Origin of the sequence: Alloalcanivorax venustensis (assembly GCF_047495515.1) — a bacterium.
GTDB classification, from domain to species: domain Bacteria; phylum Pseudomonadota; class Gammaproteobacteria; order Pseudomonadales; family Alcanivoracaceae; genus Alloalcanivorax; species Alloalcanivorax venustensis.
The window spans coordinates 1,149,338-1,165,918 of the sequence record NZ_CP179934.1 but is presented as its reverse complement, the minus strand read 5'-3'; the positions used below and the strand labels follow the sequence as shown (position 1 = coordinate 1,165,918).

21 protein-coding genes are annotated in these 16,581 nt (G+C 64.5%); 10 read left to right on the top strand and 11 right to left on the bottom strand.

Going from position 1 to position 16,581, the window contains the following annotated elements; genetic code table 11:
• The first annotated feature begins 3 nt into the window (after positions 1–3).
• From ACMG4O_RS05595 to ACMG4O_RS05575, 5 genes are read left to right on the top strand one after another with little or no spacing between them, the layout of a single operon-like run.
• Positions 4–330 carry a DsrE family protein gene (locus tag ACMG4O_RS05595; RefSeq protein ID WP_214013240.1) on the top strand — a complete coding sequence of 109 codons (327 nt, stop codon included), beginning with the start codon at positions 4–6 and terminating at the stop codon, positions 328–330.
• Positions 331–350: 20 nt separating this feature from the next.
• Positions 351–764: a DsrE/DsrF/TusD sulfur relay family protein gene (locus ACMG4O_RS05590; protein WP_067610517.1), complete on the top strand. Its 414-nt coding sequence runs from the start codon at positions 351–353 to the stop codon at positions 762–764.
• A 2-nt stretch (positions 765–766) separates the two neighbouring features.
• Positions 767–1,147 (top strand): DsrE family protein, encoded by a 381-nt coding sequence (locus ACMG4O_RS05585; protein ID WP_194855548.1) that lies wholly within the window; start codon positions 767–769, stop codon positions 1,145–1,147.
• Positions 1,135–2,130, top strand: coding sequence for an NAD(P)H-dependent flavin oxidoreductase (locus tag ACMG4O_RS05580; RefSeq protein ID WP_370202006.1), 996 nt, complete (start codon positions 1,135–1,137; stop codon positions 2,128–2,130). The genes ACMG4O_RS05585 and ACMG4O_RS05580 overlap by 13 nt, the downstream gene beginning before the upstream one ends.
• Positions 2,131–2,174: 44 nt before the next feature.
• The gene (locus tag ACMG4O_RS05575; protein ID WP_194855546.1) at positions 2,175–2,537 is read left to right on the top strand and encodes a DUF488 domain-containing protein; all 363 of its coding nucleotides are present in this window, start codon (positions 2,175–2,177) and stop codon (positions 2,535–2,537) included.
• A 113-nt stretch (positions 2,538–2,650) separates the two neighbouring features.
• Here ACMG4O_RS05575 and ACMG4O_RS05570 read toward each other — a convergent pair whose 3' ends face one another.
• The 3 genes from ACMG4O_RS05570 to ACMG4O_RS05560 form a co-directional block, all read right to left on the bottom strand.
• Positions 2,651–3,052 carry a GreA/GreB family elongation factor gene (locus ACMG4O_RS05570; protein WP_194855545.1) on the bottom strand — a complete coding sequence of 134 codons (402 nt, stop codon included), beginning with the start codon at positions 3,050–3,052 and terminating at the stop codon, positions 2,651–2,653.
• Positions 3,053–3,259: 207 nt separating this feature from the next.
• Positions 3,260–4,612: an NADP-specific glutamate dehydrogenase gene (gdhA, locus tag ACMG4O_RS05565; protein WP_194855544.1), complete on the bottom strand. Its 1,353-nt coding sequence runs from the start codon at positions 4,610–4,612 to the stop codon at positions 3,260–3,262.
• Between the two features lie 18 nt (positions 4,613–4,630).
• Positions 4,631–4,777 carry a hypothetical protein gene (locus ACMG4O_RS05560; protein ID WP_414434584.1) on the bottom strand — a complete coding sequence of 49 codons (147 nt, stop codon included), beginning with the start codon at positions 4,775–4,777 and terminating at the stop codon, positions 4,631–4,633.
• 562 nt (positions 4,778–5,339) lie between these two features.
• Here ACMG4O_RS05560 and rnk point away from each other — a divergent pair.
• The 3 genes from rnk to ACMG4O_RS05545 all read left to right on the top strand — a co-directional run bounded on the left by rnk (position 5,340) and on the right by ACMG4O_RS05545 (position 7,423).
• Complete coding sequence (gene rnk / locus ACMG4O_RS05555; protein ID WP_194855542.1) at positions 5,340–5,714, top strand: nucleoside diphosphate kinase regulator; 375 nt, start codon at positions 5,340–5,342, stop codon at positions 5,712–5,714.
• A gap of 63 nt (positions 5,715–5,777) precedes the next feature.
• A complete protein-coding gene (locus ACMG4O_RS05550) occupies positions 5,778–6,452 on the top strand; it encodes a FadR/GntR family transcriptional regulator (RefSeq protein ID WP_414434583.1) in 675 nt (224 codons plus the stop codon).
• Entirely contained in the window at positions 6,452–7,423 is a 972-nt protein-coding gene (locus ACMG4O_RS05545; RefSeq protein WP_414434582.1) for a bile acid:sodium symporter family protein, read from the top strand. Before ACMG4O_RS05550 ends, ACMG4O_RS05545 begins: the two co-directional genes overlap by 1 nt.
• A gap of 21 nt (positions 7,424–7,444) precedes the next feature.
• On the opposite strand, the gene ACMG4O_RS05540 is transcribed toward ACMG4O_RS05545, so the two are convergent.
• From ACMG4O_RS05540 to ACMG4O_RS05525, 4 genes are read right to left on the bottom strand one after another with little or no spacing between them, the layout of a single operon-like run.
• A complete protein-coding gene (locus ACMG4O_RS05540) occupies positions 7,445–7,804 on the bottom strand; it encodes a DUF488 domain-containing protein (RefSeq protein WP_414434581.1) in 360 nt (119 codons plus the stop codon).
• Between the two features lie 45 nt (positions 7,805–7,849).
• Positions 7,850–8,788, bottom strand: a complete 939-nt coding sequence (locus ACMG4O_RS05535) for a hypothetical protein (protein ID WP_414434580.1) — start codon at positions 8,786–8,788, stop codon at positions 7,850–7,852.
• Positions 8,785–9,510, bottom strand: a complete 726-nt coding sequence (locus ACMG4O_RS05530; RefSeq protein WP_414434579.1) for an SDR family oxidoreductase — start codon at positions 9,508–9,510, stop codon at positions 8,785–8,787. Before ACMG4O_RS05530 ends, ACMG4O_RS05535 begins: the two co-directional genes overlap by 4 nt.
• Positions 9,511–9,536: 26 nt before the next feature.
• Positions 9,537–10,151, bottom strand: a complete 615-nt coding sequence (locus ACMG4O_RS05525) for an acetyltransferase (protein ID WP_142947330.1) — start codon at positions 10,149–10,151, stop codon at positions 9,537–9,539.
• Positions 10,152–10,302: 151 nt separating this feature from the next.
• On the opposite strand from ACMG4O_RS05525, the gene ACMG4O_RS05520 reads away from it, so the two are divergent.
• Positions 10,303–11,001, top strand: a complete 699-nt coding sequence (locus ACMG4O_RS05520; RefSeq protein WP_414434578.1) for a 4'-phosphopantetheinyl transferase family protein — start codon at positions 10,303–10,305, stop codon at positions 10,999–11,001.
• On the opposite strand, the gene ACMG4O_RS05515 is transcribed toward ACMG4O_RS05520, so the two are convergent.
• The 3 genes from ACMG4O_RS05515 to ACMG4O_RS05505 are packed head-to-tail and all read right to left on the bottom strand — an operon-like array spanning position 10,998 to position 14,180.
• The gene (locus tag ACMG4O_RS05515) at positions 10,998–12,773 is read right to left on the bottom strand and encodes an acyl-CoA dehydrogenase C-terminal domain-containing protein (RefSeq protein ID WP_370210345.1); all 1,776 of its coding nucleotides are present in this window, start codon (positions 12,771–12,773) and stop codon (positions 10,998–11,000) included. The genes ACMG4O_RS05520 and ACMG4O_RS05515 overlap by 4 nt on opposite strands.
• Before the next feature lie 40 nt (positions 12,774–12,813).
• Positions 12,814–13,230: a YbaN family protein gene (locus ACMG4O_RS05510; protein WP_142947333.1), complete on the bottom strand. Its 417-nt coding sequence runs from the start codon at positions 13,228–13,230 to the stop codon at positions 12,814–12,816.
• 44 nt (positions 13,231–13,274) lie between these two features.
• Entirely contained in the window at positions 13,275–14,180 is a 906-nt protein-coding gene (locus tag ACMG4O_RS05505) for a LysR family transcriptional regulator (RefSeq protein WP_414434577.1), read from the bottom strand.
• A 132-nt stretch (positions 14,181–14,312) separates the two neighbouring features.
• On the opposite strand from ACMG4O_RS05505, the gene ycaC reads away from it, so the two are divergent.
• Positions 14,313–14,936, top strand: a complete 624-nt coding sequence (ycaC, locus tag ACMG4O_RS05500; RefSeq protein ID WP_370210396.1) for an isochorismate family cysteine hydrolase YcaC — start codon at positions 14,313–14,315, stop codon at positions 14,934–14,936.
• A gap of 44 nt (positions 14,937–14,980) precedes the next feature.
• On the opposite strand, the gene ACMG4O_RS05495 is transcribed toward ycaC, so the two are convergent.
• Entirely contained in the window at positions 14,981–16,459 is a 1,479-nt protein-coding gene (locus ACMG4O_RS05495; RefSeq protein ID WP_414434576.1) for a DUF945 family protein, read from the bottom strand.
• Positions 16,460–16,581 lie beyond the last annotated feature (122 nt).

Here is a 16,581-nt window from a genome sequence, read left to right as displayed (position 1 = left end):
GCCATGTCTCACTATCTTTTTATTCAAAGCCAGGACCCGTTCACGGAGACCCGCACCCACCATCAGTTTGACCTGATCGGCCAACTGCACGACGCCGGCCATCAGGTGGCGGTTCTGCTGGTACAGAACGGCGTAACGCCGGCCCGGCGCGGCGCCAAAAGCGATCTGTTCGACGATCTTTTGCGGTGGGGCGTCACGGTCCGGGCTGATCAATTCGCCCTGGCGCAACGGGAAATCGACCACGCCGATCTCAAGGACCAGATCGGCGTCGCCGACATGGACCTGGTGATCGATGCCATGCTCGCCGGCCATAAAGTGATCTGGCACTAACCGCCCAACCGGAGCCTGTGATGAGTGATACCAAGACATTGACCTTCGCCTTCATGGAGCCGCCCTTTGAAAGCGAGCGGACCGTGACCTTTTTTCGGCTACTCGACGCCGCCCTCGACCGGGGCGCGGGCGTGCGTGTCTTCGCCTACGAAGGCGCCGTGGCGCTGGCCTTCGCCAGACAGCAGCCGCACGGCAACGCCGTCCATCACCGCGACAGCGAGGAAGAGGATCACCCGCTGACCAAGGACTGGATCGCCGCGCTACAAGAGAAGGCGCGCAGCAAAGGGATCGGGTTCGAGTGGATCAACTGCGGCCTGTGCGTGGACGAACGCGGCGTCAACGACGTCATCGAAGGCTGTGGCCGGGGCGGCCCGCCGGACCTGTGGCGTTACGCCAGCGAGGCCCATAACACTCTGACCATCGGTACGAGGTAATCATGAAAGTACTGCAAGTGATCGACCAGGCCTACCGGACCACCACCGAGGAACAGGACGACACCATTCTCTGGCTGACACAGTCAATGCGTGGCGCCGGTGGCGACCTGATGGTGCTGCTCAGCGGCCACGGTGTGCACTACGCGATATCGCGCGAACGGCAGCCGGCGTTGACGCTGGGCACATGGCGGCAAACCCAGCCGGCGGAACTGCCCCGTGATATCGCCAACCTGGTGGAAAGCGGCGTGCCGGTGTACGCCATCCAGGACGATCTGGAAGAGCGCGGCCTGGGTGGGCTCGCGCTGCAAAACGGCGTTCGCCCGGTCGCGCGCCGCGCGGTGGCGGAACTCTATGAGCAAGCGGACCAGGTATGGCACTGGTAACACCGCCCCTGCACACGCCGCTTTGCGACCTGCTGGGTTGCCGGTGGCCGATTTTGCTGGCCGGCATGGGCGGCGTGGCCCGTCATCGCCTGGCCGGCGCCGTGGCCCACGCCGGCGGCTTCGGCGTGCTGGGCATGGTGCGCGAGCCGCCCCATCGCCTACGCGCCGAAGTGGAAGCGCTGCGGGCCGCCGGTATTGAACACTTCGCCGTCAATCTGATTCCCGCCGCCACGGCGCCGGCGCTGCTTGAGCAGCAGATCAGTACCTGCCTGGACCTTTCGGTGCCCTGGATGGTGCTGTTCTGGGATGTGGATCAGCGGCTGATCCGGCGCCTCAAGGACGCCGGCGTCGGCGTTATCCACCAAATCGGCGCAAGCGGGGACGCGCAGGCCGCCGTGGACGCCGGCGCGGATGTCCTGATCGCCCAGGGCGTCGAGGCCGGAGGCCATGTGCGGGGCCGCATGACCACCTTCAGCCTGCTGACCGAGCTGATTCCCTGGAGCCCGGTGCCCGTCGTCGCCTCCGGCGGTATCGCGGAGGGCAGAGGTCTCGCCGCGGCCCTGACGCTGGGGGCTCAAGGTGTCAGTCTGGGCAGCACTTTCCTGGCCACCGATGAGGCCAACGCCCACGATCATCACAAGCGGCGACTGATACAGGCCCGGGGCGAACACACGGTTTACACCACGACCTTCGACCGCAACTGGCACGAACCGGCACCGGTGCGGGTGCTGGCTAACCGGGTTACCCGAGGGGATTACGACGACTTGAAATCCCAGGGCCGCGACCAAATCATCGGAGAACAGGACGGTCAGCCGGTCTACCTGTTCTCCACCGATTCCCCATTACAGGGCGCCAGCGGCGACCTGGACGACATGGCGCTTTACGCTGGCCAGTCCTGCGGCGCCATCAACGCCATCGAGCCGGCGGCTCACAGGATTCAACAGCTGGTCACCGGCGCTGAAAAGGCCCTGCGCCGGCGCTAAGGCGCAGGGTGACCGGCGAAACGATAACCGCAAGGAGTGCATGTATGAAGCAACCGCACCGGATTCAGTGCAAGCGGGTCTACGACGACGCAGACAAAAATGATGGCTATCGCGTACTGGTAGACCGCGTCTGGCCGCGCGGCATCAAAAAGGAAGACCTGCGGGCCGACGAATGGCGCAAGGAGCTGGCCCCGTCCAGTGAACTGAGAAAATGGTTCAACCACGACCCCAAACGCTGGGCGGCGTTCTACCAGAAATTCCACGCCGAACTGGACCAACAAGGCGACGCCGTTGAATCTGTTTTGAAAGGCGCTGATGGCGGCACGCTGACGCTGCTCTACGCCGCCAAGGACGAAGCGCACAACAACGCGGTGGCGCTGAAAATGTATATTCAGAATAAATCGTAGTGGCAGACGAGGGGCGCCCAGCGCCCCTCTTTCCGATTATGGCTTTCCCTGTTTTTTATCTCGGCGCTTCTCTTTCAAGCTCCGTTTGGCCTTTTTCTTTTCTTTCTCTTTGCTCATGATTCATCATCCTCGGCACATGACTCAATTTTGGTAATCAATACGCTGTATTCATGACCCAGAAACCGGGGGTGTACGACATCACCGACTCTGGCGCCGAACAGCGCCTCACCGAACGGCGAGAGAATGGAAATGACACGGTTCTCGGGGCAGGCTCTCCCCGGCTCCACAAGCACGAAATCCACCTCACCCCTATAATCAAGATCCAATAGCCATACCCGACTATCAATACCCGCGGACGCTGGCTTGTTATCACCCAACTTGCGCCGCTCCATACGCTCAAAAAGGGCGGCTAGAGTGTGCGGGCGTAAAGGATGACACCAGGAACGGATCGACAGATATTTTCGCGCGGCCTCTGAAAGACCACGCCAACGCCGGTGCGAATGCCCGAGCGCCATGGCTGCATCTCCTAAACAGAAATAAGAAAAGGGTTACATGAAGTAGCCGGACGGACAGACGTCCGCCCGGCTTAAACCAGAAAGGTGGGAAAGAGGAGCACTAAAAACCGGCGGGGGAACACGACGCACCTTAAGGAAAATGAGCCAATAGAGACCAGACCATAGCTCACCTATAAAATAAAGCAAGCCATGGCCTAGAAATAGACGTCAGAACACCCCTTGTTCGATCATTGCGTCCGCCACTCGTCGGAATCCAGCGATATTCGCACCGAGTACCAAGTTACCTTGCACTCCGAACTCCCTGGCCGTGTGGCTCGCACGCTGATGAATATCGTACATTATGGTTCTGAGCGCCGTATCCACCCGCTCCGCCGACCAACTCGCCATGGCCGCGTTCTGTTGCATCTCTAGCTGGCTGACGGCGACGCCCCCGGCATTGGCGGCTTTTCCGGGGCCATAGCTGATGCCTGATTTCAGAAATACGGATACGGCGTCGCGCGTACAAGGCATGTTAGCGCCTTCGGAGACACAGATTACGCCATTGGCGACTAATGCTTCAGCGTCGGATCCGGACAGCTCGTTCTGGGTGGCGCAAGGGAAAGCAAGATCGGCATTCTCGCACCACACTGCGGATCGTCCCTGTGGGTAGTCGCTTGCAGGGATGAAATGCGCATCCCGGTGCGTTTCCAGATAAGCAGACAAAGCGCCACGATCACGCTCTTTGATGGATTTCAAAAGAGGGACGTCCAACCCCGCATGGTGCACCAGCGTGCCCGTGGAGTCCGAGCACGTAACGGGCCGGGCACCCAGTTCCGTAAGCTTCTCCATGGTATATATCGCGACATTGCCGGCGCCGGAGACCAAGCAGGTTTTACCGGCTATCGACTCACCGCGTTCAGCGAGCATATTCTCGGCAAAGTAAACACAACCGTACCCGGTGGCCTCCTTGCGGCCCAACGATCCGCCCCAGTCCGCTGATTTACCCGTCAATACCCCCTCGAAGCGGCCACTTAAGCGCCGATACTGGCCGTAAAGGTAGCCAATCTCTCGATGACCGACACCAATGTCTCCGGCAGGCACATCAACAGTGGCACCTATGTGACGGTAAAGCGCTGTCATGAACGCCTGGCAAAAACGCATTACTTCGCCCTGCGAACGGCCTTTGGGATCGAAATCAGAGCCTCCCTTGCCGCCGCCTAACGGCAAACCGGTCAGAGCATTTTTGAAAATCTGCTCAAAACCCAGGAACTTGATAATGCCTCCGTTTACGCTCGGATGGAATCTTAAGCCACCCTTATACGGACCCAGCGCGGAGTTGAATTGTACGCGATAGCCTTTGTTGACGCGTACACGGCCGTTGTCATCTACCCAGGCGACACGGAAGAAAATCTGTCGCTCGGGCTCCAATAGCCGTTCCAGCACACCTTCGTCACAATAACGAGGCTCGGCCTCCAGCACCGGTGTCAGTGCTTCCAGCACTTCTTCCACCGCCTGATAGAACTCCGTTTGACCAGGACTGCTCTGCTGCAAACCCACCAAAATATCTGAAAAATTACCCATATTGAATTCCTAGAAGTCTCACCCCGCGGGAAGGCCCGCTCCCTCCTCAATACCGAGATGAATATTCATATTTTCGACCGCCGCGCCGGCCGCGCCTTTTCCGAGATTATCGAGACGCGCGATCAAACAGCACAGCTCCTCATTGACAAAGACGAATAGATCCATTCGTTTGTTCCGATTGCTACCTCGTGGATCAAAAAACCGGCTTCAAGGTTGATGACACTGTCCTGCGACATCACACGGACGACCGGCTCATCTTGATACCGCGCGGTTAATACTTCGTGCAACCGCTTCGATGTGACTCCAGGTGGCAAACAGGCAAACTGCAGAGCACCATTGTACCCGGTCTGGGACAACGCAGAGACCACCGGATAGCTACTCGGCAAGACGCCCGCGTCCTCCAAAGTCGCCCCCCTGGCCCATCGACAAAAGCACTATACCGCGTGGTTCCCCTTTGGAGACCGGGAGCCAGCCTCCCCGGGTCGAAAATAACCCCTGGCAAAAATTGGCAGGAGTGCTAGGGTATCGGAATGAACAGCTCTCTTGAACCTGCGCGCCGGACGGCGCCACCAGAAAGTCTCTCACTGAAACCGGCTGTCGGCGCTGTCCGACGGTCGGCAGCTGCGCTCGCCTTCCATTTCTGACGCCGCACCCCAATGGAACGTCCCCGGGGGTTCGGCGCCGCCGGGGACACACAATCTTCTGCACTTCCATTGGAGAAACTGGCATGACCGACTTGCCCCCTATTGTTATTTCCACCCTCGACCGGGATAGGCTTTACGCACTTCTTGAACGCCATCACGAAGACCTTGAAGTGGTCGCTCGGCTTTACGAAGAATTGGATCGAGCCGAGTGCCGCCCTCAAGAGGCGATGCCCGACAATGTAGTAGCCCTGCACCGCTGGGCCTACTTCAAAAACCAAGACAACGGACGCGAACATCGCCTGATGCTCGTGTTTCCCCAGGAGGTGAATGAGGGCGCTGATCGCCTCTCCATCCTGAGTCCAGTCGGGGCGGCGTTGCTGGGACTGTCCGTCGGCGCCAGCATCGATTGGCCAAGCAACGGCAAAACACTGCGTCTGACCCTGATCAGCGTGGACTGACACCCTCTTGCATTTCCAATAAATTCATAGGATGATCCCATTATTATTCATGGGACCAATTCTATGAACACAAACACCCTGCCCCGTCGCTCCCTGGTGGACGGCGCCATTGATCGTCTGCGCCAGGCGGTGGAATCCGGCGAATGGCCGGTGGGCCGCCGATTACCGGTGGAATCGGCGTTGGCCGAGGAGCTGGGCGTGGGCCGGAACACCGTGCGCGAAGCAGTGCGGGTGCTGGTGCACGTGGGCCTGCTGGAAACCCGCCAGGGCGACGGCACCTATGTGCTGCGCCGCCTGGATCCGGCGGAATCGCTACGGCGGCTGCGCCGCACCACCCTGCGCGATCAACTGGAAATGCGGATCGCCCTGGAAAGCGAGGCGGCACGCCTGGCCGCCGAGCGCCGGGACGAAGCCGACCTCCAGGCCATGCGCGAGGCCCTTGAGGCGCGCCAACAGGCGGGTGACGACCTTGAAGCCCGCATTCATCATGACCGGCGGTTCCACAACGCCATCGTCAGCGCCGCCCACAACCCCGCCCTGAGCGCCTTGTATGAGTATTTCAGCGAGGCGGTAACCGAAACCATCGAACGCACCGAGCGCGATGCGGCACTACCCGAACCCGACCATGCCGACCACGCCGTACTGCTGGGCACGCTTGAACTGGGCGACGCCGAGGCCGCCGCCAAAGCGACCCGCACCATGCTGACACCGGCGTTGCGCGCACTGGACGCGCCCTGATGCGCCTGCGTCCCGACCCGTTCACCCTGGTGCTTCTGGCGGCCATCGCGGCCGCGTCGCTACGCCCCGCGCAAGGCACGGCGGCGGAGTGGCTGGGGCTGCTCGGCACCCTCGCGGTGGCGGTGCTGTTCTTTATCCACGGCGCAGCCCTGTCGCGGGACCAGATCCGCGCCGGCGCCACGCATTGGCGCCTGCATCTGTTTATCGCCGCGCTGACGTTTCTGCTGTTTCCGCTCCTGGTCCTGCCGATCGACGGGCTGGCGCCGCGCTGGATCCCCGAGGACCTGGCCCTGGGGTTTCTTTACCTGGGCGTACTGCCGTCGGCGGTGTCGTCGTCGATCGCCTTTACCGCCATGGCCCGCGGCAACGTGCCCGCCGGCATCTGCAGCGCCGCGGCCTCCAACGTGTTCGGGATGATGCTCACGCCCTTCTTGCTGATGTTACTGGTGAGCACCACCGGTGACGGCGGCTTCGATACCCTACAAGCGCTCAGGGATATCGTGCTTCAATTGCTGCTGCCTTTTGCCCTCGGCCATGGGCTGCGACACTGGCTCGGCCCCTGGCTGGACCGGCACCCCGGCTTTTCCGCCCGCTACGACCAGGGCGTTATTCTGCTGATCGTCTATGCGGCGTTCTCCCAATCGGTGGCAAGCGGTCTGTGGCAGCAACTGCCGGTGACGGCCATCGTGCTGGCCGTGGCGCTGTGTCTGCTGTTGCTGGTGATACTGCTGGCGCTCACCACCTGGCTGTCGCGGCGCGCCGGCTTTAACCGGGCCGATGAAATCGCCGCGGTCTTTTGTGGCTCGAAAAAGAGCCTGGCGTCGGGACTGCCGATGGCCAAGGTCCTATTCGCCGGCCATCCCGGGTTCGGCATGATCATTCTGCCGATCATCTGCTACAACCAGATCCAGATTCTGGTGGGCGCCGCCCTGGCGCAACGCTATTTAAAGCAAGCCGAGGACAGCCAGTGAACCACTGGTGGAACAGGTGCATCACTGCTTCTCAAGGTACATCTTCAACGCCACCGCGTTGTTGTGCTCGGTATCCTTGGCGGCATAGAGCAACGTCAGCGTGCCGCCATGAGCGCCTTTCAAAACAGACTCGACGGCCTCGCCTTGCTGGTCCAGCTCGGCGTGGAACTTCTGGTAGAACGCCGCCCAGCGCTGCGGGTCGTGGTTGAACCACTTGCGCAGCTCGCTGGAGGGCGAGAGTTCCTTGCGCCATTCATCCGCCCGCAGGTCTTCTTTCTTGATACCGCGCGGCCAGACCCGGTCCACCAGCACGCGGTGGCCGTCTGATTTTTCCACGCCGTCATAGACGCGCTTGCACTGAATCCGGTGCGGTTGCTTCATGGACACTCCTTGTTTCGGGCGCGCCGGTACGGATGAAAAGCCGGGTTAACCGCCCAGGCTTTCCCAGGCGCGCTGCGCGCGCATGGCGCGCGGCTTGCCGGCGACCTGAAACAGCGGGCGGTCGCGCCGCCAGCGTTCGGCGGCGGCGTCCTGCTCGCCGGCCCAGAGCGCGTCCGCTTGCTGGTAAAAATCGTTGGTGCTCGCCAGTGCGCCGGCCAGCGCGATATGGGTGGCCGGCGCGTCGGCGGGTTGCGCCGCCACGGCGGCGAGCCCGGTCAGGCTGGCGGTGAGACCTTCCAGAAAAGACCGGGGCCAGCCCCGGGCGCGCCCTTCGCGCACCAGCCAGGCCTGCACCGCCAGGGCGATAAAGGTGTCCTCCACGGTGCGGAACGGCTTCACGAAGTCGCTGTAACCGTCACCGGGCAGCAACGCCTCGGCCTTGGCGCCGTCGAACACGGCGGCCACGTGGGGCACCTCGGGAACAAAATCCAGCGGCGGCTTTTCCACCAGGCTGACGCCCTGGCCGTGGGTGTCCACCTTGGCGATCTTGAGCGCCGGGCGGTCGTTCTCGCCGCCGCCGTCCACGCGCCCCACCACCAGCAGGCCGGTACAGGCGGAACCCAGCGTGGTCCAGGTTTTCCGACCGCTGACGGTAACGCCGCCCGGGCCGCCGTCGAGGAAGCGCGTCTCGATGTCGCGGGGGCGGTTACCGCCGGCTTCGGTGGCGCACATGGCGAGCAGCTCGTGGTCGTCCACGGTGCCGCCGTTCACTTGAATCAGTTGTCGCAGCGCCGACTGATAGCCGGCGGCGAACGCCCAGCCCACCCGGTCGGCGGCGAAGCCGCCGCGCAGGGCCAGCCCTACCGCGTCATGGCGCTCGGCGGCCAGTCGGCGCCATTGTTCGCACCAGGCTTGCAGGCCGTCCGGCGCGGGGACCTCGGTGGGCCGGGTCAGACAGAACGTCAGGTCGTCATTCATGGTCAAAACGCCGCTCTCCCCACCGACGCACCGCCGTCGATAAACAGGGTCTGGCCGGTGATGTAGCCGCTGTGCTCGCCGAGCAGAAATTCCATGGCGGCGGCGATTTCGTCCGGCTTGCCGAAGCGGTCCATGGGCACGGACGCCAGATAGCGGGCCTCGCCCTCGCTGCCGGGCGGATTGTTTTCGCGGAACAGTTCGGTCTCGGTGGGCCCGGGGGCCACCGCGTTAACGGTGATGCCGGTGCGCGCCAGTTCCAGCGCCCAGGTGCGGGTGAAATTCACCAGCGCCGCCTTGGCCGAGGCGTAGGCGGTGCGCCCGGGCATGCCCAGCACGGTCAGGCTGGACACATTGAGCACCCGGCCCCAGCCCTGTTCGCGCATGTTCGGCAGCACCGCCTGGGTGGCCTGGATGGCGGAGTGCAGGTTGACGCCCATGACCGCGTCGAAGCTGTCCAGGTCGATCTCGCCGAGCGGCTGCGGGCGCACCAGGCCCACATTGTTGACCACACCGTCAAACCGGAAGCGGCGCGCCAGGTCGGCGAACACCTCGTCCGCCTGCTGGCGGTCGGACAGATCCGCCGACACCAGGGTGCCGGGAAAGTCCCGGTCGTCCGCCCGGCGGGCGATGCCCACCACGCCGTGGCCGGCGGCCGCCAGCCGCTGGGACAGGGCCCGACCGATGCCCTTGCTGGCACCGGTGATCAAATAGGTTCTTGTCGTGGTCATTCAACGCTCCAATTGAAAAGGCCCGTTCAACGGGCCGGCACGCCCTTCACGGTGGCACCGTCAGGCACATCGTGCAGCACCACGGCGCCGGCGCCCACCACCACATTGTTGCCAATAGTGACGCCTTCGCGCACCACCGCGCCGATACCGATAAAGCTGCCCTCGCCCACGGTGACGTTGCTGGCCAGATGGGTGCCGGGGCAAAGGTGGGCACCGTCGCCGATCACGCAGTCCCGGTCCACGGTGGCGCCGGTGTTGACGATCACCCCCAGGCCGACGCGGCTGTCCACGCTGACCACGCCGCCGGCCAGCACCACCGCGCCGGGGGTGATCTCGGCGAAACGGCTCACCGACGCCTGGGGGTGGATGATGGTGGCCAGGCTCACGTTCTTCGACACCAGTTCGCGCAGGCGGCTCAGGCGGGCGTCATTACGGCCGATGCCCACCGCCACCGAATCGATGTGCACCAGGGCGTCGAGCAGCGCGCCGCTGCAACCGACGATCTGCCAGCGCTCGTTGGCCTGTTTGTCCGGCCAGGCGTCATCGTAGAACTCGATTTTCCGCCACCCGGACGCCATCGCCGTATCGGCGAGCACCTTGCCGTGCCCGCTGGCACCCAGAATCGCTAACGACCTTGTCATACCCACCTCCTCACGCCGGTGCTGGTCCCTTCGTTGTACCACAAAAGCGGCGGCGGGGAGCGTGGCGACATGCGACGTCCACCGCGACGAAAAAGACAGCGGTCCGCCCCGGTGCGTACAATAACGGCTTCCGCACGCCACGACCGATCCCATGACCGACCAGCGCTTGATACCGCCCTGCCTGCACGACCTGGACGTTAGCGCCTGGGACGCCGGCCTGTATCTGGCGCGCTGCCGGTTCCGCCCGGAACAACTGCGCGACAACGCCTTCCAACTGGCCCGCGTCCCCGAGCCGGACACCCTGAGCGGCGCCATCGCCAAGCGCCGCTGCGAGTACCTGGCCGGCCGGGTGTGCGCCGCCACCGCCGGCCAAGCGCTCACCGGTGAGCGCCTGCTTCCGGCGCTGGGCAAAGACCGCGCGCCGCTGTGGCCGGCGCCCCTGGTGGGCGCCATCACCCACAGCCACGGGCGTGCCGCGGCGCTGGTGGGGCACCGGGATCAATGGCAAGGGCTGGGTCTGGATTATGAGGCCTGGCTGGCGCCGCGTCGGGCGCTACGCCTGGCCGGGGAGATACTGACCGAACAGGAACGCCAGGCCCTCCAGGGCCTGGATGAGGCCGAGCAGGCACGCCGGATCACGCTGACGTTTTCGGTGAAAGAGAGTCTGTTCAAAGCGCTCTACCCGCTCACCGGACGGCGCTTTTACTTCCAGGACGCGGCCCTGGACGGAGAAGACCGGATCCGCCTGCTGACCACGCTGTCCGCCGACTGGCGGCAGGGGGAAATTCTGCCTTACCAGCGGCGGGACGAAGAGGCCGGGGTGCTGAGCTGGATCCGGGTTCCCGCTTAGAACAGGTCCTGATCCAGGCTCATCATGGTGCCGGCACCGGCCTTGATCTGCTCGGCCAGGGCGCCGGCGCGGGGCAGCAGGCGCTCGTAGTAGAAGCGGCCCACGGTGACCTTGGCGCGGCCGAAGTCGTCGTCGCGTTGCGCGGCGGTGACCATCATGCGCGCCCACAGCCAGGCGTAGGTGACGTAACCGAACAGGTCCAGGTACTCCACCGCGTTGGCGTTGACCGCGTCCGGGTTGTCGCCGGCCTGGCGCAGCATCTCGGTGGTGGTGCTTTCCAGCAGGTCCACGGCGCTGACCAGACGTTCCTTGATGCCGTCCAGGCCCGGCTGGTTGGCGTTGTCGTCGATCCAGCGGCGGATGTCGGCGAGGTACGCTTCCACGTATTTACCGCCGTTGCGGGTCACTTTGCGGCCGGCCAGATCCAGCGCCTGGATGCCGTTGGTGCCTTCGTAGATCTGCGAGATGCGGCAGTCGCGCACGAACTGCTCCATGCCCCACTCACGCACGTAGCCGTGGCCGCCGAACACCTGCTGGCCGATCACGGTGGTGTCGAAGCCGCGGTCGGTGAAGAACGCCTTGGCCACCGGGGTCATCAGGGCGACCCGGTCCTGGGCGGCCTTTTGCTCGGCCTCGTCCTCGGAGAACTTGGCCTTGTCCAGCTCCATGCCCACATAGGCGGACAGCGCCCGGCCGCCTTCGTTGAGGGCGCGCATGGTCAGCAGCATGCGGCGCACGTCGCCGTGGACGATGATCGGGTCGGCGTTGCCGCCCTCGTTCTGGACGCCGGTGGCGGCGCGGCCCTGCAGGCGCTCGCGGGCGTAGTCGGCGGCGCTCTGGTAGCTCACCTCACCCAGACCCAGGCCCTGGATACCGATGGACAGGCGCTCGTAGTTCATCATCGTGAACATGGCCGCCAGGCCCTGGTTGGGCTCGCCGATGATCCAGCCCTTGGCGTCGTCGAAGTTCATCACGCAGGTGGCGGAGCCCTTGATGCCCATCTTGTGCTCGATGGAACCGGCGGCGACGCCGTTGCGCTCCCCGGCGTCGCCGTTGGCGTCGGGCAGGAACTTGGGCACCAGGAACAGGGAAATGCCCTTGGAGCCGGCGGGGGCGTCCGGTAGCTTGGCCAGCACCAGGTGGATGATGTTGTCCACCATGTCGTGCTCACCGCCGGTGATGAAGATCTTGGTGCCGGAGATGTTGTAGGAGCCGTCGTCGTTGGGCACCGCCTTGGAGCGCATGATGCCCAGGTCGGTGCCGCAGTGCGGCTCGGTGAGGCACATGGTGCCGCTCCACTCGCCGCTGTAGAGCTTGGGCAGATAGGCCTGCTTGAGCTCTTCGGAGGCGTGCGCGTCCAGGCACAGGGTGGCGCCGTTGGTGAGCGCCGGGTACAGCGCGAACGAGGAGTTGGCGCTGTGCATCATCTCCTCGAACAACACCGCCAGGGATTTGGGCATGCCCTGGCCACCGAATTCCGGGTTGCCGGAAAACGCGCTCCAGCCGTTCTCGGCGTAGGTTTTGAAGGCTTCCTTGAAGCCTTCCGGGGTGGTCACTTCGCCGTTGTCGAAGTGGCAGCCCTGCTCGTCGCCTTCCCGGTTGAGGGGGAACAGCAGGTTTTCCACCATCTTGCCCGCTTCATCGAGGATCGCGTCGGACAGATCGCGGGTCACCTCGGCGGTGGCGGACATGGAAGCCCAGAGCTTATCGGCCTCGAACACATCGTTAAGGACGAAGCGCATGTCTTCCAGGGGCGCTTTATAGGTGGCCATTGGCATATCTCCCGAAACAGCTTGGTCGCGGGACGATAGTTTAGTCCCGGCGAACAGGGCGTAAATGTTTATTTGTGACCCGCCGTTCATCCTCTTCCCGGGGCTCCGGGCGGCGCCACAGCCACAACATCAGGGCGCACAGAAACAGCGGGACGCCGATCTTGACCGGGTTGGGCACGGGGGACAAGGCGATGATGCCGATACTGACGAGCATCATGGTGGAGGCGGCGCATTTGCCGCGCCGGGATATGGCGCCGCGCTCACGCCAATGGAGGATGGGCGGCCCATAACGGGGATGATCCAGCAACCAGGTCTCCAGGCGCGGCCAGCCCCGGGCGCCGGCCCAGGCGGCCACCAGCATGAACACCACGGTGGGCATGCCCGGCAGAACCACGCCGATCAAGCCCAGGGCCACGCACAGCAGCGCCAGGGCACGCCACAGGAATACCTTGATCATGGGCTGATTACAGCACGGCGGCCCCCCGCCGGGCCAGCGGCGGCCTATTGCTCCTCGAAGGAGGCGTAGTAGGCCGCCAGGCTGTCGATCAGGGCGCGCACCGCCGGCAGCATGCCGCGGCGGGACGGAAACACCGCATGAATAATATCCCGGCGCGGAGCCCAGTCCGGCAGCAGATGGACCAGGTCGCCCCGCGCCAGGGCGTCACGGACGGTCAGCAGCGGCAGTTGCACTACCCCGACCCCGCCCAGCGCCGCCCGGCGCAGGGCCACCATATCGGTGGTCACGAAGCGCGGTACATGGCGCACCGATAGCGGCCGGTCTCCGGGGCCGTACAGGTCCCATTCATAGCGCGGCGCCGGGCTGCCCAGCCACAGCGTGGGCCAGCCGGCCAGGTCTTCCGGTCCGGCGGGCGTGCCGTGGCGTTCGATCAGATCCGGGCTGGCGAGCAGCCCCAGGTGCCGCTCGGACAGCACCTTCATCACCAGGTCGCTGTCCTCCAGCGGCGGTTGACGGACGCGGATCGCCACGTCCACCGCTTCGTGCACCAGATCGACCCGGCGGTTGGTGGCCTCCAGATGCACGGTGACACCCGGGTAATCGCGCATGAAGCCGGCCAGGAACGGGCCCACATGCACATGCAGCAGAGTCACCGGGCATGCCAGGCGGATCACCCCGCGGGGCTCCGCCCGCACGCTGTCGATGGCCTCCTGGGCGGCGTCCGCCTCCACCAGCATGGCCTTGCAGTGCTCGTAGTAGGTGTGCCCGGTCTCGGTGGTGGAGAAGTGGCGGGTGGAACGGTGAATCAGGCGCACGCCGAGCCGCTCTTCCAGGGCCGCCACCCGGCGGCTCAGTTTGGATTTGGGCACGCCGATGGCGCGGCCGGCCGGCGCGAAGCCGCCGTGCTCCACGGTTTGCGCGAAGTAATAGAGGTCGTTCAGGTTTTCCATTGCGCCGCCATTATCGTCCCATAAATAGAACAAAGCGTAGCACTTTAGCCTACTACCCGGCACACCGTCTCATTTATAGCATTCAAACCATGGAGAGGCAGCCGGCTTCTCCAGCCATCAAGGAGCTATATTATGAGTACTTACAATCGCTTGAATAAGGACGATGCGGCGGTACTGCTGGTGGACCATCAGGCCGGCCTGTTGTCGCTGGTCCGCGACATCGACCCGGACCGCTTCAAAAACAACGTGCTGGCCCTGGCGGATATGGCCGAGTACTTCCAGCTGCCCACCATCCTCACCACCAGTTTCGAGGACGGCCCCAACGGCCCGCTGGTGCCGGAACTCAAGGCGCAGTTCCCAGACGCGCCCTACATCGCGCGGCCCGGCCAGATCAACGCCTGGGACAACGAGGATTTCCTCAACGCGGTGAAGGCCACCGGCAAGAAGCAGCTGATCATCGCCGGCGTGGTCACCGAGGTGTGCGTGGCGTTCCCGGCCCTGTCGGCTCTGGAGGAAGGCTTCGAAGTGTTCGTGATCACGGACGCGTCCGGCACCTTCAACGCCATGACCCGCGACGCCGCCTGGCAGCGGATGACCGCCGCGGGCGCGCAGTTGATGACCTGGTTCGGCGCCGCCTGTGAGTTGCACCGCGACTGGCGCAACGACATCGAGGGCCTGGGTACGCTGTTTTCCAATCACATTCCGGATTACCGCAATCTGATCACCAGCTACAACACCCTGACCTCGAAAGCCTGACCGGGTGGGCGCTCGCCGAAACGGCGGGCGCCCCGGCAGCGGGGTTAATAGCCGCCGCTGTCCAAGGTCTCCGGCAAGTCAGTACTCACCCCACCGCGGGCGGCCGCCTGGCCCTTGCTCATCAGTTCCTCGACCGTCATCGACGCCCCATTGAGAGTGACCTCGCCCTGCTCCAGTGTCAGGCGGGTACGCAACCGGCCGTCCTGCTGGCGCAGCCAGCCGCTGCTTTGGTAATCCACCAGGCCGGCGCGCAGGCCGGGCGGCAGCAGCGCGGAGGCGGCGTCGAAATCCACACTCAGGTCCACCAGCCGGGCCAGCGCCGCGGGCGGCAGCATCTGCAGCTCGGCGAAGCTCGGGTTGAGGCCGTCCAGGCCGTTGTAATCGAGGGCGCTGTCCAGGGTGAGCTGGCGTTCGCCGGCGCCGTCCACCACCATCTTGACGGTCATGCCGGTGCGTTCGGGATGCAGCAGCTGGGTGCTCATCACCGTGATCATCTCTTCCCCCAAGGCGGCCATCCGCTCGCCCTTCTCCTGCATCGCGGCGGCGTCACCCTCGCCGCTCATCGCCTGCATCATCATTTCCAGTTGCAGACTGTCCAGCTCCTGGGAGATGCGCTGCACGCGGATGGCGGCGGCGCGGTCGAAGCCGTGCCAGTCAAAGCCCAACCAGGCGCTGTCGACGCGCTCCGGCACCTGGTCACCGCTCAGCGCGTCCAGCCACAGGCCGCTGTCGCCGCTCAGGGTATCGCCGTCTTCCCGGGTGCGGGTGCGCAGGGTCACGTTGCCCGCCACCTGCTCGCGGCCACCGGCGCTGACGCTGAGACCGTTGGCCGCCATGGTCATGTCGATCAGCGGCAGCACCTCGCCGAGCATGGCCTTAAGGCGGACTTCCGCGTCCAGCTCCGGCAGCACCAGGGCGCCCTGCGGGCCGGCCACGCGCAGGTCGCGGCCGCGCACAAAGAAGTCGCCGACCTTGGCGACCGGGTCGTCGACCCGACCGTCCATGCGCAGCTCCGCCAGCGAGGCACTCAGCTCCGGGCTCTCGAACCGGAACGGCGACACCAGCACACGCAGGTCCACGCCGCCATCGAAGGTATACCAGCTGTGCCCGATCACCGGCGGCTGGCCGGCGAACAGGCCGTCGACCATCTGCTTGATTTCCGGCGGCAGCGGGCTCAGGTCCAGCTCGCTGCGCGCGTAGGCGAGCCCCAAGGACGGACCGTCGGGGCCGAACAGCAGCGGCCCGTAGTGAACCTCGCCGCGATCACAAAGCTTGCCGGAGTAGGCCTGCAGCATGGCCATATCCGGCGGCAGCCGATCGAACACCAGACAAATACGCGTGTCGGCGCCGAACAGCCCCTTGTCGTACTCGGCGATATCCAGCCGCACCAGGTCGGAGCCCGGTATGATTTCCTGGCCCGCCACCTGGGCGCGCACCGTGTCTTCCACCTTATTGCCGATCACATAGCCGGCGGCCAGCCAGAGCCCGCCCAGCACCAGGACCGCGAGAAGCAGTTTTTTCATTTTTCCCCCAGAATATTATTGTTCCGGCCGGCAGCCGGTACCCCCAGCCGCTAACTATAACGGTATCGCCGGAACATTTTCACCACGCGGTTCGCAGCTTCCAGCCGCACAGAAGCGTCTCT

Bases quoted from the DNA above. Each gene is read 5' to 3' on its own strand.
- ACMG4O_RS05595 (WP_214013240.1), top strand. From the start codon at position 4: ATGTCTCACTATCTTTTTATTCAAAGCCAGGACCCGTTCACGGAGACC.
- ACMG4O_RS05590 (WP_067610517.1), top strand. From the start codon at position 351: ATGAGTGATACCAAGACATTGACCTTCGCCTTCATGGAGCCGCCCTTT.
- ACMG4O_RS05585 (WP_194855548.1), top strand. From the start codon at position 767: ATGAAAGTACTGCAAGTGATCGACCAGGCCTACCGGACCACCACCGAG.
- ACMG4O_RS05580 (WP_370202006.1), top strand. From the start codon at position 1,135: ATGGCACTGGTAACACCGCCCCTGCACACGCCGCTTTGCGACCTGCTG.
- ACMG4O_RS05575 (WP_194855546.1), top strand. From the start codon at position 2,175: ATGAAGCAACCGCACCGGATTCAGTGCAAGCGGGTCTACGACGACGCA.
- ACMG4O_RS05570 (WP_194855545.1), bottom strand. From the start codon at position 3,052: ATGGCGCTCGGGCATTCGCACCGGCGTTGGCGTGGTCTTTCAGAGGCC.
- gdhA (WP_194855544.1), bottom strand. From the start codon at position 4,612: ATGGGTAATTTTTCAGATATTTTGGTGGGTTTGCAGCAGAGCAGTCCT.
- ACMG4O_RS05560 (WP_414434584.1), bottom strand. From the start codon at position 4,777: ATGGATCTATTCGTCTTTGTCAATGAGGAGCTGTGCTGTTTGATCGCG.
- rnk (WP_194855542.1), top strand. From the start codon at position 5,340: ATGACCGACTTGCCCCCTATTGTTATTTCCACCCTCGACCGGGATAGG.
- ACMG4O_RS05550 (WP_414434583.1), top strand. From the start codon at position 5,778: ATGAACACAAACACCCTGCCCCGTCGCTCCCTGGTGGACGGCGCCATT.
- ACMG4O_RS05545 (WP_414434582.1), top strand. From the start codon at position 6,452: ATGCGCCTGCGTCCCGACCCGTTCACCCTGGTGCTTCTGGCGGCCATC.
- ACMG4O_RS05540 (WP_414434581.1), bottom strand. From the start codon at position 7,804: ATGAAGCAACCGCACCGGATTCAGTGCAAGCGCGTCTATGACGGCGTG.
- ACMG4O_RS05530 (WP_414434579.1), bottom strand. From the start codon at position 9,510: ATGACCACGACAAGAACCTATTTGATCACCGGTGCCAGCAAGGGCATC.
- ACMG4O_RS05525 (WP_142947330.1), bottom strand. From the start codon at position 10,151: ATGACAAGGTCGTTAGCGATTCTGGGTGCCAGCGGGCACGGCAAGGTG.
- ACMG4O_RS05520 (WP_414434578.1), top strand. From the start codon at position 10,303: ATGACCGACCAGCGCTTGATACCGCCCTGCCTGCACGACCTGGACGTT.
- ACMG4O_RS05515 (WP_370210345.1), bottom strand. From the start codon at position 12,773: ATGGCCACCTATAAAGCGCCCCTGGAAGACATGCGCTTCGTCCTTAAC.
- ACMG4O_RS05510 (WP_142947333.1), bottom strand. From the start codon at position 13,230: ATGATCAAGGTATTCCTGTGGCGTGCCCTGGCGCTGCTGTGCGTGGCC.
- ACMG4O_RS05505 (WP_414434577.1), bottom strand. From the start codon at position 14,180: ATGGAAAACCTGAACGACCTCTATTACTTCGCGCAAACCGTGGAGCAC.
- ycaC (WP_370210396.1), top strand. From the start codon at position 14,313: ATGAGTACTTACAATCGCTTGAATAAGGACGATGCGGCGGTACTGCTG.
- ACMG4O_RS05495 (WP_414434576.1), bottom strand. From the start codon at position 16,459: ATGAAAAAACTGCTTCTCGCGGTCCTGGTGCTGGGCGGGCTCTGGCTG.